The organism is Phaeocystidibacter marisrubri (genome assembly GCF_008933165.1).
Classification (GTDB): domain Bacteria; phylum Bacteroidota; class Bacteroidia; order Flavobacteriales; family Schleiferiaceae; genus Phaeocystidibacter; species Phaeocystidibacter marisrubri.
On the sequence record NZ_WBVQ01000002.1, the window covers coordinates 1,118,857 to 1,135,718 of the forward strand.

At 45.2% G+C, this 16,862-nt stretch carries 15 protein-coding genes and 1 tRNA gene; 7 read left to right on the plus strand and 9 right to left on the minus strand.

The annotated features are described in order from the left end of the window. Positions 1-65: 65 nt before the first annotated feature. On the minus strand, positions 66-1,589 hold the full coding sequence (gene amaB / locus F8C82_RS12320; RefSeq protein WP_151693890.1) for an L-piperidine-6-carboxylate dehydrogenase: 1,524 nt from the start codon (positions 1,587-1,589) through the stop codon (positions 66-68). 84 nt (positions 1,590-1,673) lie between these two features. On the opposite strand from amaB, the gene F8C82_RS12325 reads away from it, so the two are divergent. After that, positions 1,674-2,042, plus strand: coding sequence for a hypothetical protein (locus F8C82_RS12325; protein ID WP_151693891.1), 369 nt, complete (start codon positions 1,674-1,676; stop codon positions 2,040-2,042). A gap of 3 nt (positions 2,043-2,045) precedes the next feature. Here the strand turns inward: F8C82_RS12325 and F8C82_RS12330 are convergent, their stop codons facing one another. Further along, the gene (locus F8C82_RS12330; RefSeq protein WP_151693892.1) at positions 2,046-4,064 is read right to left on the minus strand and encodes a mucoidy inhibitor MuiA family protein; all 2,019 of its coding nucleotides are present in this window, start codon (positions 4,062-4,064) and stop codon (positions 2,046-2,048) included. 185 nt (positions 4,065-4,249) lie between these two features. On the opposite strand from F8C82_RS12330, the gene F8C82_RS12335 reads away from it, so the two are divergent. Beyond that, positions 4,250-4,642 (plus strand): (deoxy)nucleoside triphosphate pyrophosphohydrolase, encoded by a 393-nt coding sequence (locus tag F8C82_RS12335; RefSeq protein ID WP_170266252.1) that lies wholly within the window; start codon positions 4,250-4,252, stop codon positions 4,640-4,642. Here the strand turns inward: F8C82_RS12335 and F8C82_RS12340 are convergent. From F8C82_RS12340 to F8C82_RS12350, 3 genes are all read right to left on the minus strand, one after another. Further along, a complete protein-coding gene (locus F8C82_RS12340; protein ID WP_151693894.1) occupies positions 4,626-4,967 on the minus strand; it encodes a TM2 domain-containing protein in 342 nt (113 codons plus the stop codon). The genes F8C82_RS12335 and F8C82_RS12340 overlap by 17 nt on opposite strands. Then, positions 4,933-5,238 carry a DUF2752 domain-containing protein gene (locus tag F8C82_RS12345; protein ID WP_170266253.1) on the minus strand — a complete coding sequence of 102 codons (306 nt, stop codon included), beginning with the start codon at positions 5,236-5,238 and terminating at the stop codon, positions 4,933-4,935. Before F8C82_RS12345 ends, F8C82_RS12340 begins: the two co-directional genes overlap by 35 nt. 163 nt (positions 5,239-5,401) lie before the next feature. Continuing rightward, complete coding sequence (locus tag F8C82_RS12350; RefSeq protein WP_151693896.1) at positions 5,402-6,019, minus strand: hypothetical protein; 618 nt, start codon at positions 6,017-6,019, stop codon at positions 5,402-5,404. 215 nt (positions 6,020-6,234) lie between these two features. Between F8C82_RS12350 and F8C82_RS12355 the strand changes: the two genes are divergently transcribed. The 3 genes from F8C82_RS12355 (at position 6,235) to F8C82_RS12365 (ending at position 9,197) form a co-directional block, all read left to right on the plus strand. Continuing rightward, positions 6,235-6,867, plus strand: a complete 633-nt coding sequence (locus F8C82_RS12355) for a nitroreductase family protein (RefSeq protein ID WP_151693897.1) — start codon at positions 6,235-6,237, stop codon at positions 6,865-6,867. Between the two features lie 232 nt (positions 6,868-7,099). Then, positions 7,100-8,233 (plus strand): DUF6588 family protein, encoded by a 1,134-nt coding sequence (locus F8C82_RS12360; protein ID WP_151693898.1) that lies wholly within the window; start codon positions 7,100-7,102, stop codon positions 8,231-8,233. Between the two features lie 19 nt (positions 8,234-8,252). Beyond that, complete coding sequence (locus F8C82_RS12365; protein WP_151693899.1) at positions 8,253-9,197, plus strand: hypothetical protein; 945 nt, start codon at positions 8,253-8,255, stop codon at positions 9,195-9,197. A 620-nt stretch (positions 9,198-9,817) separates the two neighbouring features. Here the strand turns inward: F8C82_RS12365 and F8C82_RS12370 are convergent. From F8C82_RS12370 to gltX, 3 genes are all read right to left on the minus strand, one after another. Then, positions 9,818-9,888: transfer RNA gene (locus F8C82_RS12370), tRNA-Cys, on the minus strand. Positions 9,889-9,936: 48 nt separating this feature from the next. Further along, on the minus strand, positions 9,937-10,299 hold the full coding sequence (folB, locus tag F8C82_RS12375; RefSeq protein WP_151693900.1) for a dihydroneopterin aldolase: 363 nt from the start codon (positions 10,297-10,299) through the stop codon (positions 9,937-9,939). Positions 10,300-10,301: 2 nt separating this feature from the next. After that, entirely contained in the window at positions 10,302-11,828 is a 1,527-nt protein-coding gene (gene gltX, locus F8C82_RS12380; RefSeq protein WP_151693901.1) for a glutamate--tRNA ligase, read from the minus strand. Positions 11,829-12,474: 646 nt separating this feature from the next. Here gltX and lysS point away from each other — a divergent pair. Next, entirely contained in the window at positions 12,475-14,196 is a 1,722-nt protein-coding gene (gene lysS, locus F8C82_RS12385) for a lysine--tRNA ligase (RefSeq protein ID WP_151693902.1), read from the plus strand. A 76-nt stretch (positions 14,197-14,272) separates the two neighbouring features. On the opposite strand, the gene F8C82_RS12390 is transcribed toward lysS, so the two are convergent. Continuing rightward, the gene (locus F8C82_RS12390) at positions 14,273-16,051 is read right to left on the minus strand and encodes an ATP-binding protein (protein WP_151693903.1); all 1,779 of its coding nucleotides are present in this window, start codon (positions 16,049-16,051) and stop codon (positions 14,273-14,275) included. 43 nt (positions 16,052-16,094) lie between these two features. Between F8C82_RS12390 and F8C82_RS12395 the strand changes: the two genes are divergently transcribed. Then, positions 16,095-16,823, plus strand: coding sequence for an acyl-[acyl-carrier-protein] thioesterase (locus F8C82_RS12395; protein WP_151693904.1), 729 nt, complete (start codon positions 16,095-16,097; stop codon positions 16,821-16,823). The last annotated feature ends 39 nt before the right edge of the window (positions 16,824-16,862 follow it).

The following is a 16,862-nucleotide window of genomic DNA, read 5'->3' on the forward strand; positions in this document are numbered from 1 at the left end:
AAAGAAACCCCGAGTCGAGGGGTGAGCTCAGACTCGGGGTTGCGTAACCCTTAAGACAGCATGCCTTAGATATCGAACTTGATACCCTGTGCCAACGGCAAATCAGGAGAATAGTTCAATGTGTTTGTCTGGCGGCGCATATAAGCCTTCCAAGCGTCAGACCCTGACTCGCGTCCGCCTCCAGTTTCTTTTTCACCACCAAAGGCACCACCAATCTCAGCACCAGAAGTACCGATGTTTACGTTGGCAATACCACAATCTGAACCCGATGCAGAAAGGAACTGATGTGCCTCACGCATGTTATTGGTCATAATTGCAGAAGAAAGTCCTTGTGGAACACCGTTTTGAAGAGCGATAGCTTCTTCAAATGTGCTGTACTTCATCAAGTACAAGATCGGTGCAAAAGTTTCGTGCTGAACAATCTCGAAAGAGTTCTTAGCTTCAGCAATAGCAGGCTTCACGTAACAGCCACTTTCGTAACCTGGACCTTCAAGAACTCCACCTTCAACAATGAGGTTTCCACCTTCCTCTACTACTTTATCCAATGCGTATTGGTAGGCTTTAACCGCATCTTTATCAATGAGTGGGCCCACGTGATTCTTCTCATCCAACGGATCACCAATGCTCAACTGACCGTATGCTTTCACCAATGCATCTTTCACTTTGTCGTAAATGGAATCGTGAATGATTACTCGGCGTGTTGAAGTACAACGCTGACCTGCGGTTCCAACCGCCCCGAATACTGTTCCGATGGTTGTCATCTTCAAGTCGGCATCTGGTGTTACAATGATGGCGTTGTTTCCACCCAATTCAAGGATGGACTTGCCAAGGCGCTTCGCTACCTCTGTTCCAACAATCTTACCCATACGGATAGAACCGGTTGCAGAGATCAATGGAACACGACCGTCTTTAGTCATCCATTCACCCACTTGGGCATTACCTGTAATGATGTTTGAAATTCCTTCTGGAAGGTCATTCGCTTCAGCAACCTTGTTGAACAGGTTCTGACAAGCAATGGCTGTAAGTGGAGTTTTTTCGCTGGCTTTCCAAATGGTAACATCGCCACAAACCCAAGCCAGAGCTGTGTTCCAAGACCAAACAGCAACTGGAAAGTTGAAGGCAGAAATGATGCCCACAATACCCAATGGGTGCCATTGCTCTTGCATGTGGTGAGCTGGACGCTCCGATTTAATCGTAAGTCCGTATAGTTGACGCGAAAGTCCAACGGCGAAATCACAGATGTCAATCATCTCTTGAACTTCACCCAAACCTTCTTGGTAGCTCTTACCCATTTCATACGAAACGAGTTTACCCAATGGCTCTTTGTATTCGCGTAGAATATCACCGTACTGGCGAACGATTTCGCCACGTTGAGGTGCAGGAACTTCTTTCCAAGTTTTGAAGGCTTCAGCTGCTGTAGCAACCACCTTTTCGTATTCCTCAGAAGTGGTAGTGGTAACCGTACCAATGGTCTTGCCGTCTACTGGCGACCAAGAGGTAATGGCATCTCCGCTTCCAAAGAAGTTTTTTCCTGTGGATGTTCCGTTATTTTGTGCTTGAAGACCAAGCTTAGTAAGTACGTCTTGCATGGATCTAATTATTCGATTTCATGAGGATGTACAAATTTAACACATTGCAGTCGGGATAGCCTAAGATTTAACAAAAGGATATAGATGTACGAGATAGAAAACCTGCATTTGCTGTCTACAACGGAGAAAGGAAGCACCTACACCGTAAGCGAACGCCCAACTTCTGAGTTTCTCTTTGCAACCAGAAAAGCAGGCGCAACCTTCGGAAACCACTGGCACAATGGAGAATCTGAAACAAAAAACCCAGAAATCCTCCTTTTTGTGGCTGGAGAAATGACCCTATGGATTTCTGAAATCGATGGATCCAATGAAAAAAGGGTAGACCTTCGCGCTCCTTTAAAGCTGAAAGTCTACCCGAATTATTTACACCGATTCGAAGCGGTATCCGACTGTATCTTCTTGGAGTTTAACTCCCTTGATGAACATGTTGCCGACACCTACTACCCCGAGTAATTCCTATTGTGGCAAGTTTACCCCTGTACCGCGTGGATAAGTTACAATGAAGCTGTACTCGAGGGTCAACTCCTCGTTTGGTTCAAGGGTTTGCTCCCATGTAATGATTCCAGTAATTGGATCTACAGAAGCCCCTTCTGCAATTTGCTCTGATACTTCTACATCATCTTCCTGACTAATCGGGAACTGCTCTTGAAGTACCATGGTAATGGCCACATCTTTTGTATTGCGCACTTTAATGCGGTAATGGAAGGTCTCATCAATCTCTTTCGAGAAGAAATGCTTCGACTTATTCGCATCCATTCGTTCGCGATCCACAACAATTTCATCATCTCCACCTAAAGCCAACTCCATCGTGTCGGCTGTAACTTCTGGGTTGAGAACCGCCGTTCCGTTGTACACCTCATCCACAAAGAAATGTGCAGGACCTTTTAAGAGGTTGAGCGACTCCCAATCTGCAATTTTAGAAATCAAGAAAGAACGACTGCTTCGCGCTGGACGAAGACGGTGAATGTATTCCGCATTGATATCTGAACTCGAAATCCAAACGTCTTGAGGCTCTCCTGTAGTTGGCACACTAAAAGGCTTATCAATAATATAAACCGCTGATACTGCTTGCTGAATTCGCGTGAAATTGGCACGCACATTCTCTTGGCCAACCAAGTTTGGAAGGTTTGCTGCACCTCGAACTTTTACACCATCAATAAATACTTCATTTGCACTCGACCTTGCCCCACGAGCACTGATCGAAGTATACGACACATCTTCATAGCCTGAAACTCCAGGGGCAAGAGACGCTACTTCGGCAACATCTCGTTCGTGCATTCGCCCTGTGGGGATAGATACTGGCTGATATGACACCATTCTACTCGCTCCATTCGTGGTGAGCTTAAGTCGGTTTAAAACCGGACGGTCGGTAATATTGATGGAGGTAGTGAGTGTATTGTACCCTGTATATTGACAGGACACTCCATAGGATCCCACGGGTAAGTCTTCAATGAGCACCTTACCATCTTCATCGCTAATGCCAATGTGAACGCGATTGCTCAACCTCAATTCGACACGCGCGTTGGACATCGGCTCACCAGTTTCATTGTTCTGAACCAAACCCACAAATGAACCTCGTTTCGAAATGTTCGCTGGTGAAACCCTATAAGGCTCTGCTGGAACATAGGAGTGTGTAAAACTGATATGCCATTTAGGTAAATCTGGCTCGGTGGCTCCCAAGGAAGGATTACCGGTTGAAAGCATCAAGTTGACATTTTCCCAATCCTCTCCTGTGTTTTGTTGTATAGAACCGTTGAATTCAAATTCCATCGGTTGATTGTCACCCGAAGCGCGCACATTGTAAAAGGGATCCCATCGCGCTTGAGTACTGAAGTATTTTAGGGTAAATCGCTTTCCAGCCCCAGCTGAACAACTCAACTCAACTTCCAATAAAGGCTTGGGGTTTTCCAACTCCGATTCCATGAGTGCGAGTTGCGCCTGAAGCTCTTGTGTCGCTTCTTCAAGCTCTTCGATTTTATTGATACAAGCACGAAGAGATGCACGGATTTCTCTTCGGCGCTTCGCATAATACGCATCCGACTGCTGAATATCTCCAATGCTCACGGCTTGTCCTCGGTCTGAATTCACAGAAATAAAACTGAGGTCCTCTTGAAGCGAAAGTTTCAAATCGCGCTGTTCATCCAACTGATCTTGCATTGCAGCAATGCGCGCTCCTACTTGACTAAACTCTGGAAAACCACGCTCGTCTGGCGTAGGATAACGAAACTCCATTTTCATCATTCGAACACCGTGAGGCACCTCCAGCTTAAGAGAGCTTTGATCGAGTGTAGGAGGTAAATCGGTAAATAATACCACCTGTTTTCCGCGGGTGAGGGCAATGTCCGCCGTTCTTTCAATTAAAGCACCGGAGCGGTAAACCGTAACATTGGAAATTTTAGAAGAAGCGGAGGTTTGGGCAAAACTCGCCAAGCTAGTGACAAGTGTTGCTGCGAGAGTGAGCAGAATCGATTTCATATTTAGTCGGTTTGTATAGAAGACGTTCAATTTAATCCAATCGATGGGTATAGAAGAGCTTTTGCGCTATTTCTTTCCCCGTTGTATAGTCCTTTAACAAATTCATTGCCAATCTTTAAGAGGGTTAGCACATGCCGTTTCAGAGTGTTAGATTTGCGGAACGAATATTCCCATTCACTACCACCATGGCAATTGAAGTTGTTTGCGCATTTATTTTTAAAGATGACCATATCTGGATGGGCAGACGACCAGACCACAAGCACATGGGGGGCAAGTGGGAATTCCCCGGAGGCAAGATAGACGATGGCGAAGATGCAGAAACCGCACTTAAGCGCGAATTGATCGAAGAACTGGGAATTGAGATCTCTATTCGTGAGGTTGTAGCCGAGGTCACTCATGAATACCCCAACAAAATAATCCACCTCCGCGCTTTCCGAGTGTCCTCCAAAGAAGACCCTAAACTCATTGAACATACCGAAGGTCAGTGGATTCCCATCAACACTTCGGATTATTTAGATTGGGCCTCTGCCGATATAGACCTGTGGCAAACTTTCCACCGAGCTAGACGTGCTCAATGATTTCATAGGCCACTCCGCAGTTGTATTCAAAGGCCATATCGGATGCATTCACAATGTCGATGATAGAACCAATCAAACAAAATCCTGCTGTAAATAGATACAGGACACCCATCAGTATTTGTCCGAGAACAAAGCGTTGAATTCCCGGAATGGCAACCAATCCCACCACACTCAATATAAGCACGAGTTGAGGGTCCTTTCTCCTAGAGCGATACAACATGGCAAAATCATGCATCTGCTGTTCATCACATTGTTCCGTGAGGCGTTCAAGAAAAATCATCTCTTCACCCCTAGCTTCTGGAATGTGTTTTAGGATTCGATTCATGGTGATAGGTAATTGTTGATAGATAGAGTTGTACGATTCTGAAGAGAAGTCCGAAAACCACAGGAATAGCCATTGGATGAGCCTTCCAAGACGAAGAGACATCCAAGTGGAAGAGGTAATGTATAGCCGTGCCCAATCCACATCCCGGACAACTTTCTATGCCTACAGCACTGAGTACACATAGACTCTCCTCTCCTCCAAATGGAAAGATGGCCAATGCGACCAATGCAACAAGCCAAAACCAGAACTCACGTGTTTTCGGTAAACTCACACTGGAAGGTAACAAACTTCGCTCTTTTACAAAGTGGACCGTTGAAGTTGATCTTTGAACACTACTCGTCTCAATCCACAAAAAAGCTCACCTACCAAATCGATCATATCCATTTGGAAAGGTGAGCTAAAAGTTGACAAGTTACATCAACCATGGAAAATTATCAATCCATGTGTTGAAGATCTGTTATGAAGAGGTGCGCTTTTCCCACATTGGCAAATCCCGCTTCCTTCAGACCTCTTAGCATACGATTTTGAGGAAATGGCTCATCTCGTTCCCAATGGTCTGGCAAGAGCGGATGCGCTAAACCTGCCGGCTTGGGAGATCCTTCATCAAAGGTGGCCATGATGCCGCAACTCTGAGCAAAGTGTTTTCTCAACAGGGTTAGAAATTCCTTTCCCCAACCTTCACCGCGGAACTCTGGTTGCAATCGAATATGACGCAAAAACGCAATATTCGGTTTCCAGATGAGGCAATCGTACTTGTGCATCACCTCTGGATGATAAGTCCTATCGTGGTAATTGTAGAGAAGTCGACTAATGGTTTGCCATTCTGAATCGTGATCGAACAGTTCTTCTGGCTCAGCCTTGCTGTTGGAAATGTACTCGTCCAAGTGAGCCACTTCAACGATGGCTGTCCCCACCAATACGTCGTTGCGTTTGGTCGGGTCATCCATCAATAACCGAATCCTATGTCGCCTCAAATAATGAGCGCCCGTTCGGTTCGGATCACTCGCATAGAGCGTCCGAATATCGAGCATTGTGTGGTTTGGAAACTTCATGGTTTATTGTTTTGGTAGAAGCAATTTACCGAAAAGTTCTCTCAAAAGCATGGTTTTCGGGAGAATGGAGGGTAGATGATTAGTTTGCATTAGGTGTTTAACCCACGTGAGCGGTACTTCGGATTACAAACAATTAGAAGAAACTTTGCTGAACTTTTATTGCCTTGTCGCGTTAAACAATGTTCAAACACTAATACACATTCGAATCGATCGAAATGGAATTGATTGAAAAACTGAATTGGAGGTACGCTACCAAGGCCATGAATGGTCAAACCGTGCCACAGGAAAAGATCGACAACATCTTAAAAGCGATAAACTTAGCACCTACTTCCAGTGGCCTACAGCCCTTCGAAGTTATGGTTATCACGAATCCTGAAATCAAGGAGCAAATTAAAGGAGTAGCTGCAGGACAAACGGTGGTAACCGACTGTTCTCACCTCTTGGTTTTTGCAGCATGGGATCGCTACACTGAAGATCGCATTAACCGCGTTTTCGACAATACAGTGGAGCTCCGTGGTGCAACCAATGAAGGATTGGAAAACTATCGCCAGCGTCTGTTGAACGCCTACCCTCAGCAAGAAGATGAGGTGAGCTTCAACCATGCCGCGAAACAAGCGTACATTGCTTTTGCACACGCTATTGCAGCTGCTGCTTTTGAAGGAGTTGACAGTACTCCTATGGAGGGTTTTGACGCCGCTGAAGTGGACCGTATTCTGGGTTTGCGCGAAAAGGGTTTAAAAAGCTGTGTATTGCTTCCTCTAGGTTATAGAGACGAAGAAAATGACTGGCTTCTTAAATTGTCTAAGGTTCGCAAACCGATGGATGAAATCGTCACAGTGATCGACTAAAACAGGTATTGTACCCGTAGAACACCCCACCCCCATCTGGAATCTTAGATGGGGGTTTTTTAATGCCCTACCCTTTCCTATCATAGAGCTTTCTTCGTTCATCACACGGCCAACCTTACCATTCACAACAAAAAACTAACCGTTCACAACATTTCAGTTCATCTCGTCTTTCCAATGGATTGAAAAATAGCGGGTACACAGTAATTTTGATACTACTAACGACCTGAATCCTATGAAAGCCGCATTTCTATCCCTAGGGTTGATTTGTTCTGCCCCATTAATGGCTCAGCATTCCAACTTTCAACAAGTCTTCTATCAACTAGAAGAACTTCCTGGTTTCTACAATGAGTTCATGGAACAGTACATGTACGACGTAAACCAGAACCTCAATCAATCTTTCTTTTACAACTTGCAATCCAATGCAGAAGTAATGGACACTGGAGAATTCAGTGTTGGATTGTTGTTTGGCGCTGGACGCATCTTTCCACCCAACTCTGTTTACAGTCGAAAATCACCGCTCTATACAAACGACAACCTGTCCTTTACTGGGGGACGGGTTCCCACCATTTTCAATGGAGTTGAGAACGGAGAAATTCGTTTCGTGTTTCTAGACCCAACTACCGGAAACCCAATGGTAAATCCACAAAATGGTGCTGATGTAGAGTTCTACTTGAGTACTCCTCCTTCCTTCAACTCTCGCTATGCTTATGCAGGTAGTGCCGCAATATCTTTGGGCTATGGAATAGGTTATGGCACTGAAGTTAGAGCCTACATTACTCCGAAGTTTGGTGCTGCACTTGGATCCGTGAGCGATGAATTGTCGGCCACAAACGACTTTGCCTACGGAGCTTCTGTAAAACATGAAATCACCACTTGGATTCCCTACTTACACTCCAGAGGATGGCACATATCTGCTGATTTTGCATATTCTGCGTTCACCGCCAATATCCGAGGCAAATTTGTTGGGGATTTTGACACAGAAATCGCCGTAGAGGCGAGTCCCCAATACGAGATTCTTGCCTCAAGCAGCGTTGAAGGAATAGACTATTCTATAGCCACAACCGGAGGCCGATTCTTCATAGGAAAAACCTTCTCATGGATTGAATTATCCGCCTACATGGGTTACTTATCCAATTCCTATAAAATGAACTCAGTTGGCTCTATTTCTGCCACTTTAAGAGATAAAACTGGAAGTAACCCAGACACAAACCTTGAGTTGAAGGACTTTGCCAACTATTCTGGTAACAACACAAGTTTGTTCTATGGTGCTTCAACCACCATAGGTAAGGGTTGGGCAAGATGGACCTTAGCCTACACCAATAACGGAGACCACTATGGTTCCATGGGAATCAACTTCTACTTCTAACTAAATCACCTTGCACGATATGAAATCTCTACTCATCAAATTTGCTTTCCTAACCGTTGCGATTGTTTCACTGGCTGCCGAATGTAAGTGTGACCATGAGAAGTGTCCTGGGCAACGTAAAGACGTATTTTACAATACAAAAGGTGCTGTCATTTTCCGTTATGAGCCTTACAATGGTGTCCAATCCACTTACACTCTCCATCGGTATTATGGAAACAACATTAGTGAAGTGATTCGAGATGGTTTTGACCTGAGCATGGACTCCATTGATCTTAGTCCTTCCATCTATGATTACGAAATGGCTTATGAATATGAAGTACGCTTGAGCAATGGCTGGTCAAGTACATTGAATGATCCCTTCATCTATTTAAAGGACACAACGTATAGAATTGAATGTCCAGAATTGGATGATACAGAGGATGAGCTTGATTACTATGAAGTGAACGTCGTACGTCGTAAAATTGACAGCTCCCTAATCAACATGCCTCCGCTTTTCTTGCACTTGACTTGCAATGAGACCTTTGATGCCACTATTGGTAATTTTTACCGCTATGGCGCAGATCATACGTCAAAAGGAAAGAAATGGAAATACGTTTCCATCACAGATGATCAAGGAGCTGACCTAACTACACATCCAGATTGGGCTTGTGTAGCCGATAACCAGTATTGGTTTCTTAAAGAAATGAAGATTGCCTACTCCCCAGGATCTCTATTCTGCGATGGGGAAAAGATTCCTGAATTCAGAATTGACAACTATTTGTACTTCGGATACAGTATCTCTGTTGAAAACCCAGGAAATTTTGAAAACCCAGGAACAATTCAAATCAGAACCAATGTTTCAAATTACGTTGAAGATATTAGTGATGTTGTGTTTACCATCACTAGCTCAGATTTTGATGAACTAGTTGGAACGATTGAAGTAGATGGACGCACGGCAAACTTCGTTGCGCAGCCGGTACAATAGCAGTTCGGGGTACAGACTCTAAGTACTAGTGTTTGTACCCCGTTCCGTCCTAATATTAATCCCTTAACCGAACGACACTTCGGTATAAGGGATTTTTTCATTTACCCCTTACGATCCAAAACAACCATCCCTTTCAACCTTCTTTCGGATTCAGCTTTCCTCTCGTCAAGCTGATCCGATAACGGAGGACTTGTCCTTCAATTAAACCCCTCACTTCGCTTCGCTTCGTGTACGGGATTTTTTCATTTATCCCTTACGACCAAAACAATCATCCCTTTCAACCTTCTTTCGGATTCAGCTTTCCTCTCGTCAAGCTGATCCGATAACGGGGGACTTGTCCTTCAATTAAACCCCTCACTTCGCTTCGCTTCGTGTACGGGGTTTTTTCATTTATCCCTTACGACCAAAACAATCATCCCTTTCAACCTTCTTTCGGATTCAGCTTTCCTCTCGTCAAGCTGATCCGATAACGGGGGACTTGTCCTTCAATTATACCCCTCACTTCGCTTCGCTTCGTGTACGGGATTTTTTCATTTACCCTTTACGCTCATGCTGCGCACGGCGACGGGGTAAATGAAAAAACCCCTACAAAACGCATCGCATTTTGAGGGGTTCTCTTGAGGTCCCGAGCGGATTCGAACCGCTGTGGACGGTTTTGCAGACCGCTGCCTAGCCACTCGGCCACGGGACCATTACCATTGCTGGAGGGCAAAAATAGATAATTTCTTTTCTTTTTTGCCTATGATTTGCGCTTTCGTCGCATTACTACACTAACACGCTCAACATCACCATTAATAGGTGGAGCCAACTTGCTTACGCTCACCTCTACCTCGTCCACTTTGGGCTCTTCAGTGAGTATGCGTTGACAAATGCGCTCCGTCACCACTTCAAGGAGTTTTGCGCGTATGCCCATCTCTTCCTTTACTATGCGATTGAGCATAACATAGTCAACGGTCTCAACGAGTTTATCACTTTGGGCTGGAATAGATAGATCTGCCCAAACACTCAAGTTTACCTCGTAATCTGTTCCAATACGAGACTCTTCATCCATACACCCATGATAAGCGTACAGCTTGATACCGTTGACATCAATTCTATCCATCGTTACGCTAAGTCAGAAAGGGTCTTATTCATGCGGCGAAGGGTTTCTTCCTTGCCCAATACTTCCATCATGTCAAATGCAGAAGGTCCGGTCATGGTTCCCGTAATGGAAATACGAAGAACAGGTCCTGCCTGACCAAAGCCAATTCCGTTGTCGTTCAAGTAGGCTTTAAAGATGGCCTCTAGATTTGCAGAAGAGAATTCTTCAACATCAAATGCTTCGATCAATGCACGGACAATTGCCGCAGACTCTTCGCCTTTCCACTTCTTTTTAACAGATGATTCGTCGTAGCCTCTTGGTTCATGGAAGAGGAAATGACCTTCTTCGTAGATATCTTCAACAAATACAGCACGCTCTTTTACCAATTCGATGATGCGCTCTAAAATGCTTCTCTCTGGAACGGCAACACCTTTCGCTTCAAGTACTGGGATTAGCATATCTGCCAATTCCGCGTCTGTGTGCTTGCGCAAGTATTGTTGATTGTACCACTTCGCTTTTTCGAAATCGAATTTTGCACCACTCTTACTCACTTTTGCAATGGTGAAGGTATCCACTAGCTCTTCAAGCGTAAACAACTCGCGGTTATCACCGGGATTCCAACCCAAAAAGGCTAGCATGTTGATGAAGGCTTCAGGGAAGAAGCCTTGCTCGCGATAGCCCATGGCGGTCTCACCGGTCTCCTTATTCTCCCAACGAAGTGGGAATACAGGAAAGCCCAAGCGGTCGCCATCTCGCTTGCTCAGTTTGCCATTTCCATCCGGACGCAAAAGCAATGGAAGGTGAGCAAACTTAGGCGCTTCCCATCCAAAGAATTCATACATCAAGATGTGAAGAGGCGCAGAAGGCAACCACTCTTCTCCACGAATCACGTGCGTGATTTCCATGGTGTGATCGTCTACAATATTGGCCAAGTGATAAGTCGGCATGCCATCCGCCTTCAACAAGATCTTGTCGTCCATGTTGGCGGTATCTACACTCACCCAACCGCGAATCATATCTTCAAACTTCACTTCGTGGTTGCGAGGAAGCTTGATGCGAATGGTATATGGGTCGCCATTTTCAAGGCGACGTTGAACTTCCTCAGCCGGTAAGGTGAGAGAGTTCTTCATGCTGTTACGTGTGATGTGGTTGTATTGGAAATTCGCATTTCCCGCTTCCTTTGCACGTTCACGTACAGCCTCCAATTCTTCTGAAGTATCAAATGCATAGTATGCCAAATCCTTTGCGATCAGATCTTCTGCATACTGACGGTACATCGGCTTGCGCTCACTTTGACGATAAGGCTCGTGTGGACCTCCAACGGAAATTCCTTCGTCTGGAGAAATTCCACACCACTTAAGTGAATCAACAATGTATTGCTCTGCGCCTGGCACAAATCGAGTTTGGTCGGTGTCCTCAAGACGAAGAACAAATGTTCCTCCTAACTTTTTGGCAAACAGGTAGTTGTACAAAGCTGTACGAACTCCTCCCATGTGCAAAGGACCGGTTGGACTTGGCGCAAAACGTACGCGAACTGGTGTATCGCTCATAACTAATGCAATTTGAGGCCGCAAAAATAGGGATTATTTAGGGGTTTTAAGGAGCTATTGACGGTTAGCTACTTGCTGTTATCCAACATCGGTCACCCGTCACCAAACATTCAACTCCCCCAATGCCCACGCGAAAGGATTCGCGCGGTAGAAAGGAACTGTAGGTCTCAGCTGTCGTCCGTCATCCGTCATCCAACCCCGTAAACCTCTAAAACTCCTCAAACCCAAAACACACTTCCCATACCCACGCGAAAGGATTCGCGCGGCAGAAAGGAACTGTAAGTCTCATCTGTCACCCATCATCCAACCCCGTAAACCTCTAAAACCTCTAAAACCCAAAACATACTTCCCCATACCCACGCGAAAGGATTCGCGCGGCAGAAAGGAACTGTAAGTCTCATCTGTCACCCGTCATCCGTCACCCAACCCCGTAAACCTCTAAAACCTCTAAAACCCAAAACATACTTCCCCATACCCACGCGAAAGGATTCGCGCGGTAGATGGGATCTATATATTCTCATCCAACTCCCGTCATCCAGCATCCGTCACCAAACATCCAACTCCTTAAACCCCTCAAACCCCCACCCCATTAACCGTTTAAAATCTGTACCTTTGCGCGACTTTTAAAACACTAAGTTTTATTCACATGGCGCGTATTTTAAGTGAGCAGGAAAGATTTCGTCGCGAAGCGATGACTAAACTCCGCAGCATGGGCATTGAACCTTATCCAGCAGCGGAATATCCAGTTACACATAAATCGAAACAGGTCATCGCAGACTTCAATGCAGATGAAAACTCCGTTGGGGAGGTTTGTCTAGCAGGTCGTTTGATGACGAAACGCGTTATGGGTAAAGCCTCTTTCGGTGTTCTTCAAGATACGGATGATCGCATTCAGGTATATGTGAACCGCGATGAGCTTTGTCCAGGTGATGACAAGACGATGTACAATGACGTCTTCAAAAAGTTGTTGGATATCGGTGATTTCATCGGGGTGAAAGGAACACTTTTCCGCACTCAGACTGGTGAAGTTTCCGTGTTGGTAAAAGAGCTAACTGTATTGAGTAAAGCACTTCGTCCGCTACCGGTTGTAAAAACCGACGCAGATGGCAATATACACGATGCATTCTCTGACCCCGAGTTGCGCTATCGTCAGCGTTATGTTGATTTAGTGGTAAATCCGGAGGTTCGCGACATCTTTGTGAAGCGTACCAAGATCATTAACACCATGCGCCGAATCTTTGATCGCGCAGGGTATTTTGAAGTGGAAACGCCAATTCTACAGCCTATTCCTGGTGGTGCTGCGGCTCGCCCGTTTATTACACACCACAACGCTTTGGACATGCCGCTCTACTTGCGAATTGCCAATGAGCTCTACTTGAAGCGTCTCATCGTTGGTGGATTTGAAGGGGTGTATGAGTTTGCTAAAGACTTCAGAAATGAGGGAATGGACCGCACTCACAATCCAGAGTTTACCGTGATGGAAATTTATGTAGCCTACAAGGACTACAACTGGATGATGAACTTTGTGGAGAACATGCTCCAAGAAGTGGTTGAAAACGTTACCGACGGCAAAACGGAAGTTACGCTAGGTGAAAACACCATCAGCTTTAAAGCTCCTTTTGCTCGCGTTCCTATCTTGAAGGCCATTGAAGACCACACTGGTCATCAATTGATCGATAAAAACGAAAGTGAAATTCGCACTATTGCCGCAAGCTTAGGCTTAGAGGTGGACGAAACAATGGGTAAGGGAAAACTCATTGACGAGATTTTTGGAGAGTTCTGTGAGAAGCACTACATCCAACCGACGTTCATTACAGACTACCCGGTTGAAATGTCACCGCTTTGTAAAAAACACCGCGAAGACCCTCGCCTAACCGAGCGTTTCGAATTGATGGTGAACGGCAAAGAAGTGGCCAATGCATATTCGGAATTGAACGATCCTATCGATCAACGCGAACGCTTTGAAGACCAGCTAAACCTCAGTAAAAAAGGCGATGATGAAGCCATGTTCATTGATCAAGACTTTTTGAGAGCCTTGGAATACGGTATGCCTCCAACTTCAGGTTTGGGTATTGGTATCGACCGCCTTACAATGATGCTCACTAACCAAGCGAGTATTCAAGAGGTGTTATTCTTCCCTCAAATGCGTCCTGAGGTGTTCGAAACAGGCCCAAAAACGACAGAATTCATCGAAATTGGTGTGCCTGAAGAATGGGCCGAGCACGTGGCTGGGCTCTTTGGTTCGGTGGCCGAAATGCGCGAAAAGAAACCAGGAGCAGTTCATCAGCAACTCAGTGGATTGCGCAAAAAACAAAAATTAGAAATCAGCACACTAACTCAAGAAGAAGTGGCTGCTTGGTTTGAATAGAATTTACCCTTAGGTATTGATCACAACGGTGTGAAGGTTCGCTTTCACACCGTTTTTTATTAGTGAGGATGTATGATCATTTTCCTTGACTTCCCTTCACCATTAACTGCTTTTGAATCTTCGACAACAACTCCTCTGGATTAAAGGGCTTGCTGACATACTCATTCATTCCAGCTTCAAAGATTTCATTCTGTTCTTCTAACATCGCCGAGGCTGTTAATGCCAAAATGGGAATACTGGAATGCTGCGATTTGGATTCTCGAATGTACCGCGTCGCCTCTACGCCGTCTAGCTCTGGCATTCGCAAATCCATGAGAATTAAATCAAAATCTCCCTGTCGCCATCGGTCAATCGCTTCCTTTCCGTCTCGAGCAATCTCAACGTGAGCTCCCCAACCTTCTAGGAACTTTCGACTTACTATCGCATTCACGGCATTGTCTTCCGCTACCAGTATTCGAACATCGGTCAACGGATGGGCATCCATTCCATCAACATCCAACAACCCTCTGATCTCACTGGGCTCAACCTTGTGGAACATCAATGTAAACTCAAAGGTAGAGCCCTTCCCAACCTGACTCTTCAAGCTGAGTTCACCCCCCATTAAGCGAACGAGCTCTTTTGAAATGGCAAGTCCTAGGCCTGTTCCCCCATACTTTCTTGTAATGCTCGGATGTGCCTGGATAAAACTGTCAAATATCTTCTCTCGCAATTCTTCGGGAATTCCAATCCCCGTATCGGTTATCGTAAACGATATCGAACTAAACTCTTCCTCTTCATCAATAGCACAAGTCAGAGAAACCGAACCTCTCTCCGTAAACTTCACGGCATTGCTAATCAAGTTATTCAGCACTTGTGTCACACGAGTAACGTCTCCTCTATAACTGGAATGAAATCCACCTTCTGGCAATTCGAGTTTAAGATTGATTCGCTTTTCTTCAGCCTTCATTTGAAAAGCTGAAAAGACGCTCTCCAGCATACTATTCAGATCAAATGGACTGTCTTCTAAGATGAGTTTTCCCGCTTCAATCTTGTTGTAATCTAAGACATCATTAATCAGAGAAAGCAGGTTCTCCGCTGAAAACTTGAGGACTTTTAAGTTGTTCTTTTGCTCTGGACGAGGGTTCTCTTTCAACAAGATATAACTCATGCCAATCACAGCGTTGAGTGGAGTTCGAATCTCATGACTCATGGTTCCCAAAAACTCCGACTTTGCTCTATTTGCGTTGTCTGCCTCAATCTTTAATCGATAGAGTTCTTCTGCTTGCGACTCTAAAGTGGAGTTGAGTTCGCGCAGAGCTTTTCGCTCCGTTTCAAAGAGGTTTTTAAAGAGGATAATCATTGCGGCGACAAACGACATGATTCCAATGGTGGCAATAATGTGCTCAATTCCGCGCTCTGCATTTCCTATATCGGTAGTTATCCAATCTGGATTCTCAAACTCGAGGAACACACAGATGAGAAAAGCAATCACCCAAGTCAAGAGAACCAAGAGGTAATATTTGCGGTGAACAACGGTGATGGATAACACCGCTCCCATGATAAAATACATGGGTATTTCTCCTCGTATTCCATTCAAAAAGAAATAGTACAGCGAGATACTAACTAGACCGAAAGTGATAAAAGCAGGCCGAATGATAATACTGAACATACGTCGCCGAGAAAGGACATAGAGGACAATAAACCCGGCAATGATTAAGAGAATAGGAGCTTGAATAAACCACGACTGCCCCACTGCTTGCCCTCCAATAAACACGTAGGCGGTAAAAAGCGCGGATACAAAAATAGCGGCATTCAGAATGCGCTGGTTAATCGAATTGCGTTGTTCTGAACCAACAACTATGTCGAGCAGTTTCATGTATTTACAAGTTACACAAACTTATGCGCATTAACTTTACAGTATGGCATACAAAGACGAAACTGTTCATTTATTCACATATCGATTAACAAGTGTTGACATTGGTGCAGATGGAAGAGCAAAGCCTTCTGCCCTGGCAAACGCGCTGCAAGAAGCGGCCCGAGAGCACGCACATCACTTGGGATGGGGGGTTGAAACCTTGCACGAAAAACAACTCTATTGGGTTTTGTCCCGAATACATGTGGAGATCGAGAAGCGCCCTAAACACGGATCTATTGTGCAGGTGAAAACGTGGCCTAAAGGCGGATCTGGCCTCTTCGCATGGCGTGATTTTGTGATGGAATTCGAAGGAAATGTGATCTTACGAGCCACAAGTTCTTGGGCTTTGTTGGATGCAAAGAGAAGTCGTCCTACTCCCATCGAACAACTTTCGGATTTGTTTTCTGATCGAGCCGATCAGCATGCGATTGCAACGCCTGCAGAAAAAATCAAACCCATATCTCAGGAGATCAGCAGCGTGAATATCACCCCCGCGTTCACAGACTTGGATGAAATACGTCATGTGAACAACACGAAATACCTCGATTGGGCATGGTCGGCCATTACCCCAGAACAGCGCAAACGAACGAAGGGATGGACCGTCAATTATCTTGTAGAAGTAAAAGAAGGTGAAGACTTAACCCTTACGGTTGGCTCCATTGAATCGGCCATATCCTGCGAGGGAAGAACAAAGAATGGGAAGCATGCGTTTACGGTTGCTTTTCACCAATAATCATCATGGAACTATAACCGCCAATACTACCTTTGCAGC

Coding starts and splice junctions, on each gene's coding strand:
- F8C82_RS12330 (WP_151693892.1), bottom strand. CDS start 4,064: ATGAAATCGATTCTGCTCACTCTCGCAGCAACACTTGTCACTAGCTTG.
- F8C82_RS12355 (WP_151693897.1), top strand. CDS start 6,235: ATGGAATTGATTGAAAAACTGAATTGGAGGTACGCTACCAAGGCCATG.
- F8C82_RS12340 (WP_151693894.1), bottom strand. CDS start 4,967: ATGAATCGAATCCTAAAACACATTCCAGAAGCTAGGGGTGAAGAGATG.
- lysS (WP_151693902.1), top strand. CDS start 12,475: ATGGCGCGTATTTTAAGTGAGCAGGAAAGATTTCGTCGCGAAGCGATG.
- folB (WP_151693900.1), bottom strand. CDS start 10,299: ATGGATAGAATTGATGTCAACGGTATCAAGCTGTACGCTTATCATGGG.
- F8C82_RS12395 (WP_151693904.1), top strand. CDS start 16,095: ATGGCATACAAAGACGAAACTGTTCATTTATTCACATATCGATTAACA.
- F8C82_RS12365 (WP_151693899.1), top strand. CDS start 8,253: ATGAAATCTCTACTCATCAAATTTGCTTTCCTAACCGTTGCGATTGTT.
- F8C82_RS12390 (WP_151693903.1), bottom strand. CDS start 16,051: ATGAAACTGCTCGACATAGTTGTTGGTTCAGAACAACGCAATTCGATT.
- amaB (WP_151693890.1), bottom strand. CDS start 1,589: ATGCAAGACGTACTTACTAAGCTTGGTCTTCAAGCACAAAATAACGGA.
- F8C82_RS12335 (WP_170266252.1), top strand. CDS start 4,250: ATGGCAATTGAAGTTGTTTGCGCATTTATTTTTAAAGATGACCATATC.
- gltX (WP_151693901.1), bottom strand. CDS start 11,828: ATGAGCGATACACCAGTTCGCGTACGTTTTGCGCCAAGTCCAACCGGT.
- F8C82_RS12360 (WP_151693898.1), top strand. CDS start 7,100: ATGAAAGCCGCATTTCTATCCCTAGGGTTGATTTGTTCTGCCCCATTA.
- F8C82_RS12325 (WP_151693891.1), top strand. CDS start 1,674: ATGTACGAGATAGAAAACCTGCATTTGCTGTCTACAACGGAGAAAGGA.
- F8C82_RS12350 (WP_151693896.1), bottom strand. CDS start 6,019: ATGAAGTTTCCAAACCACACAATGCTCGATATTCGGACGCTCTATGCG.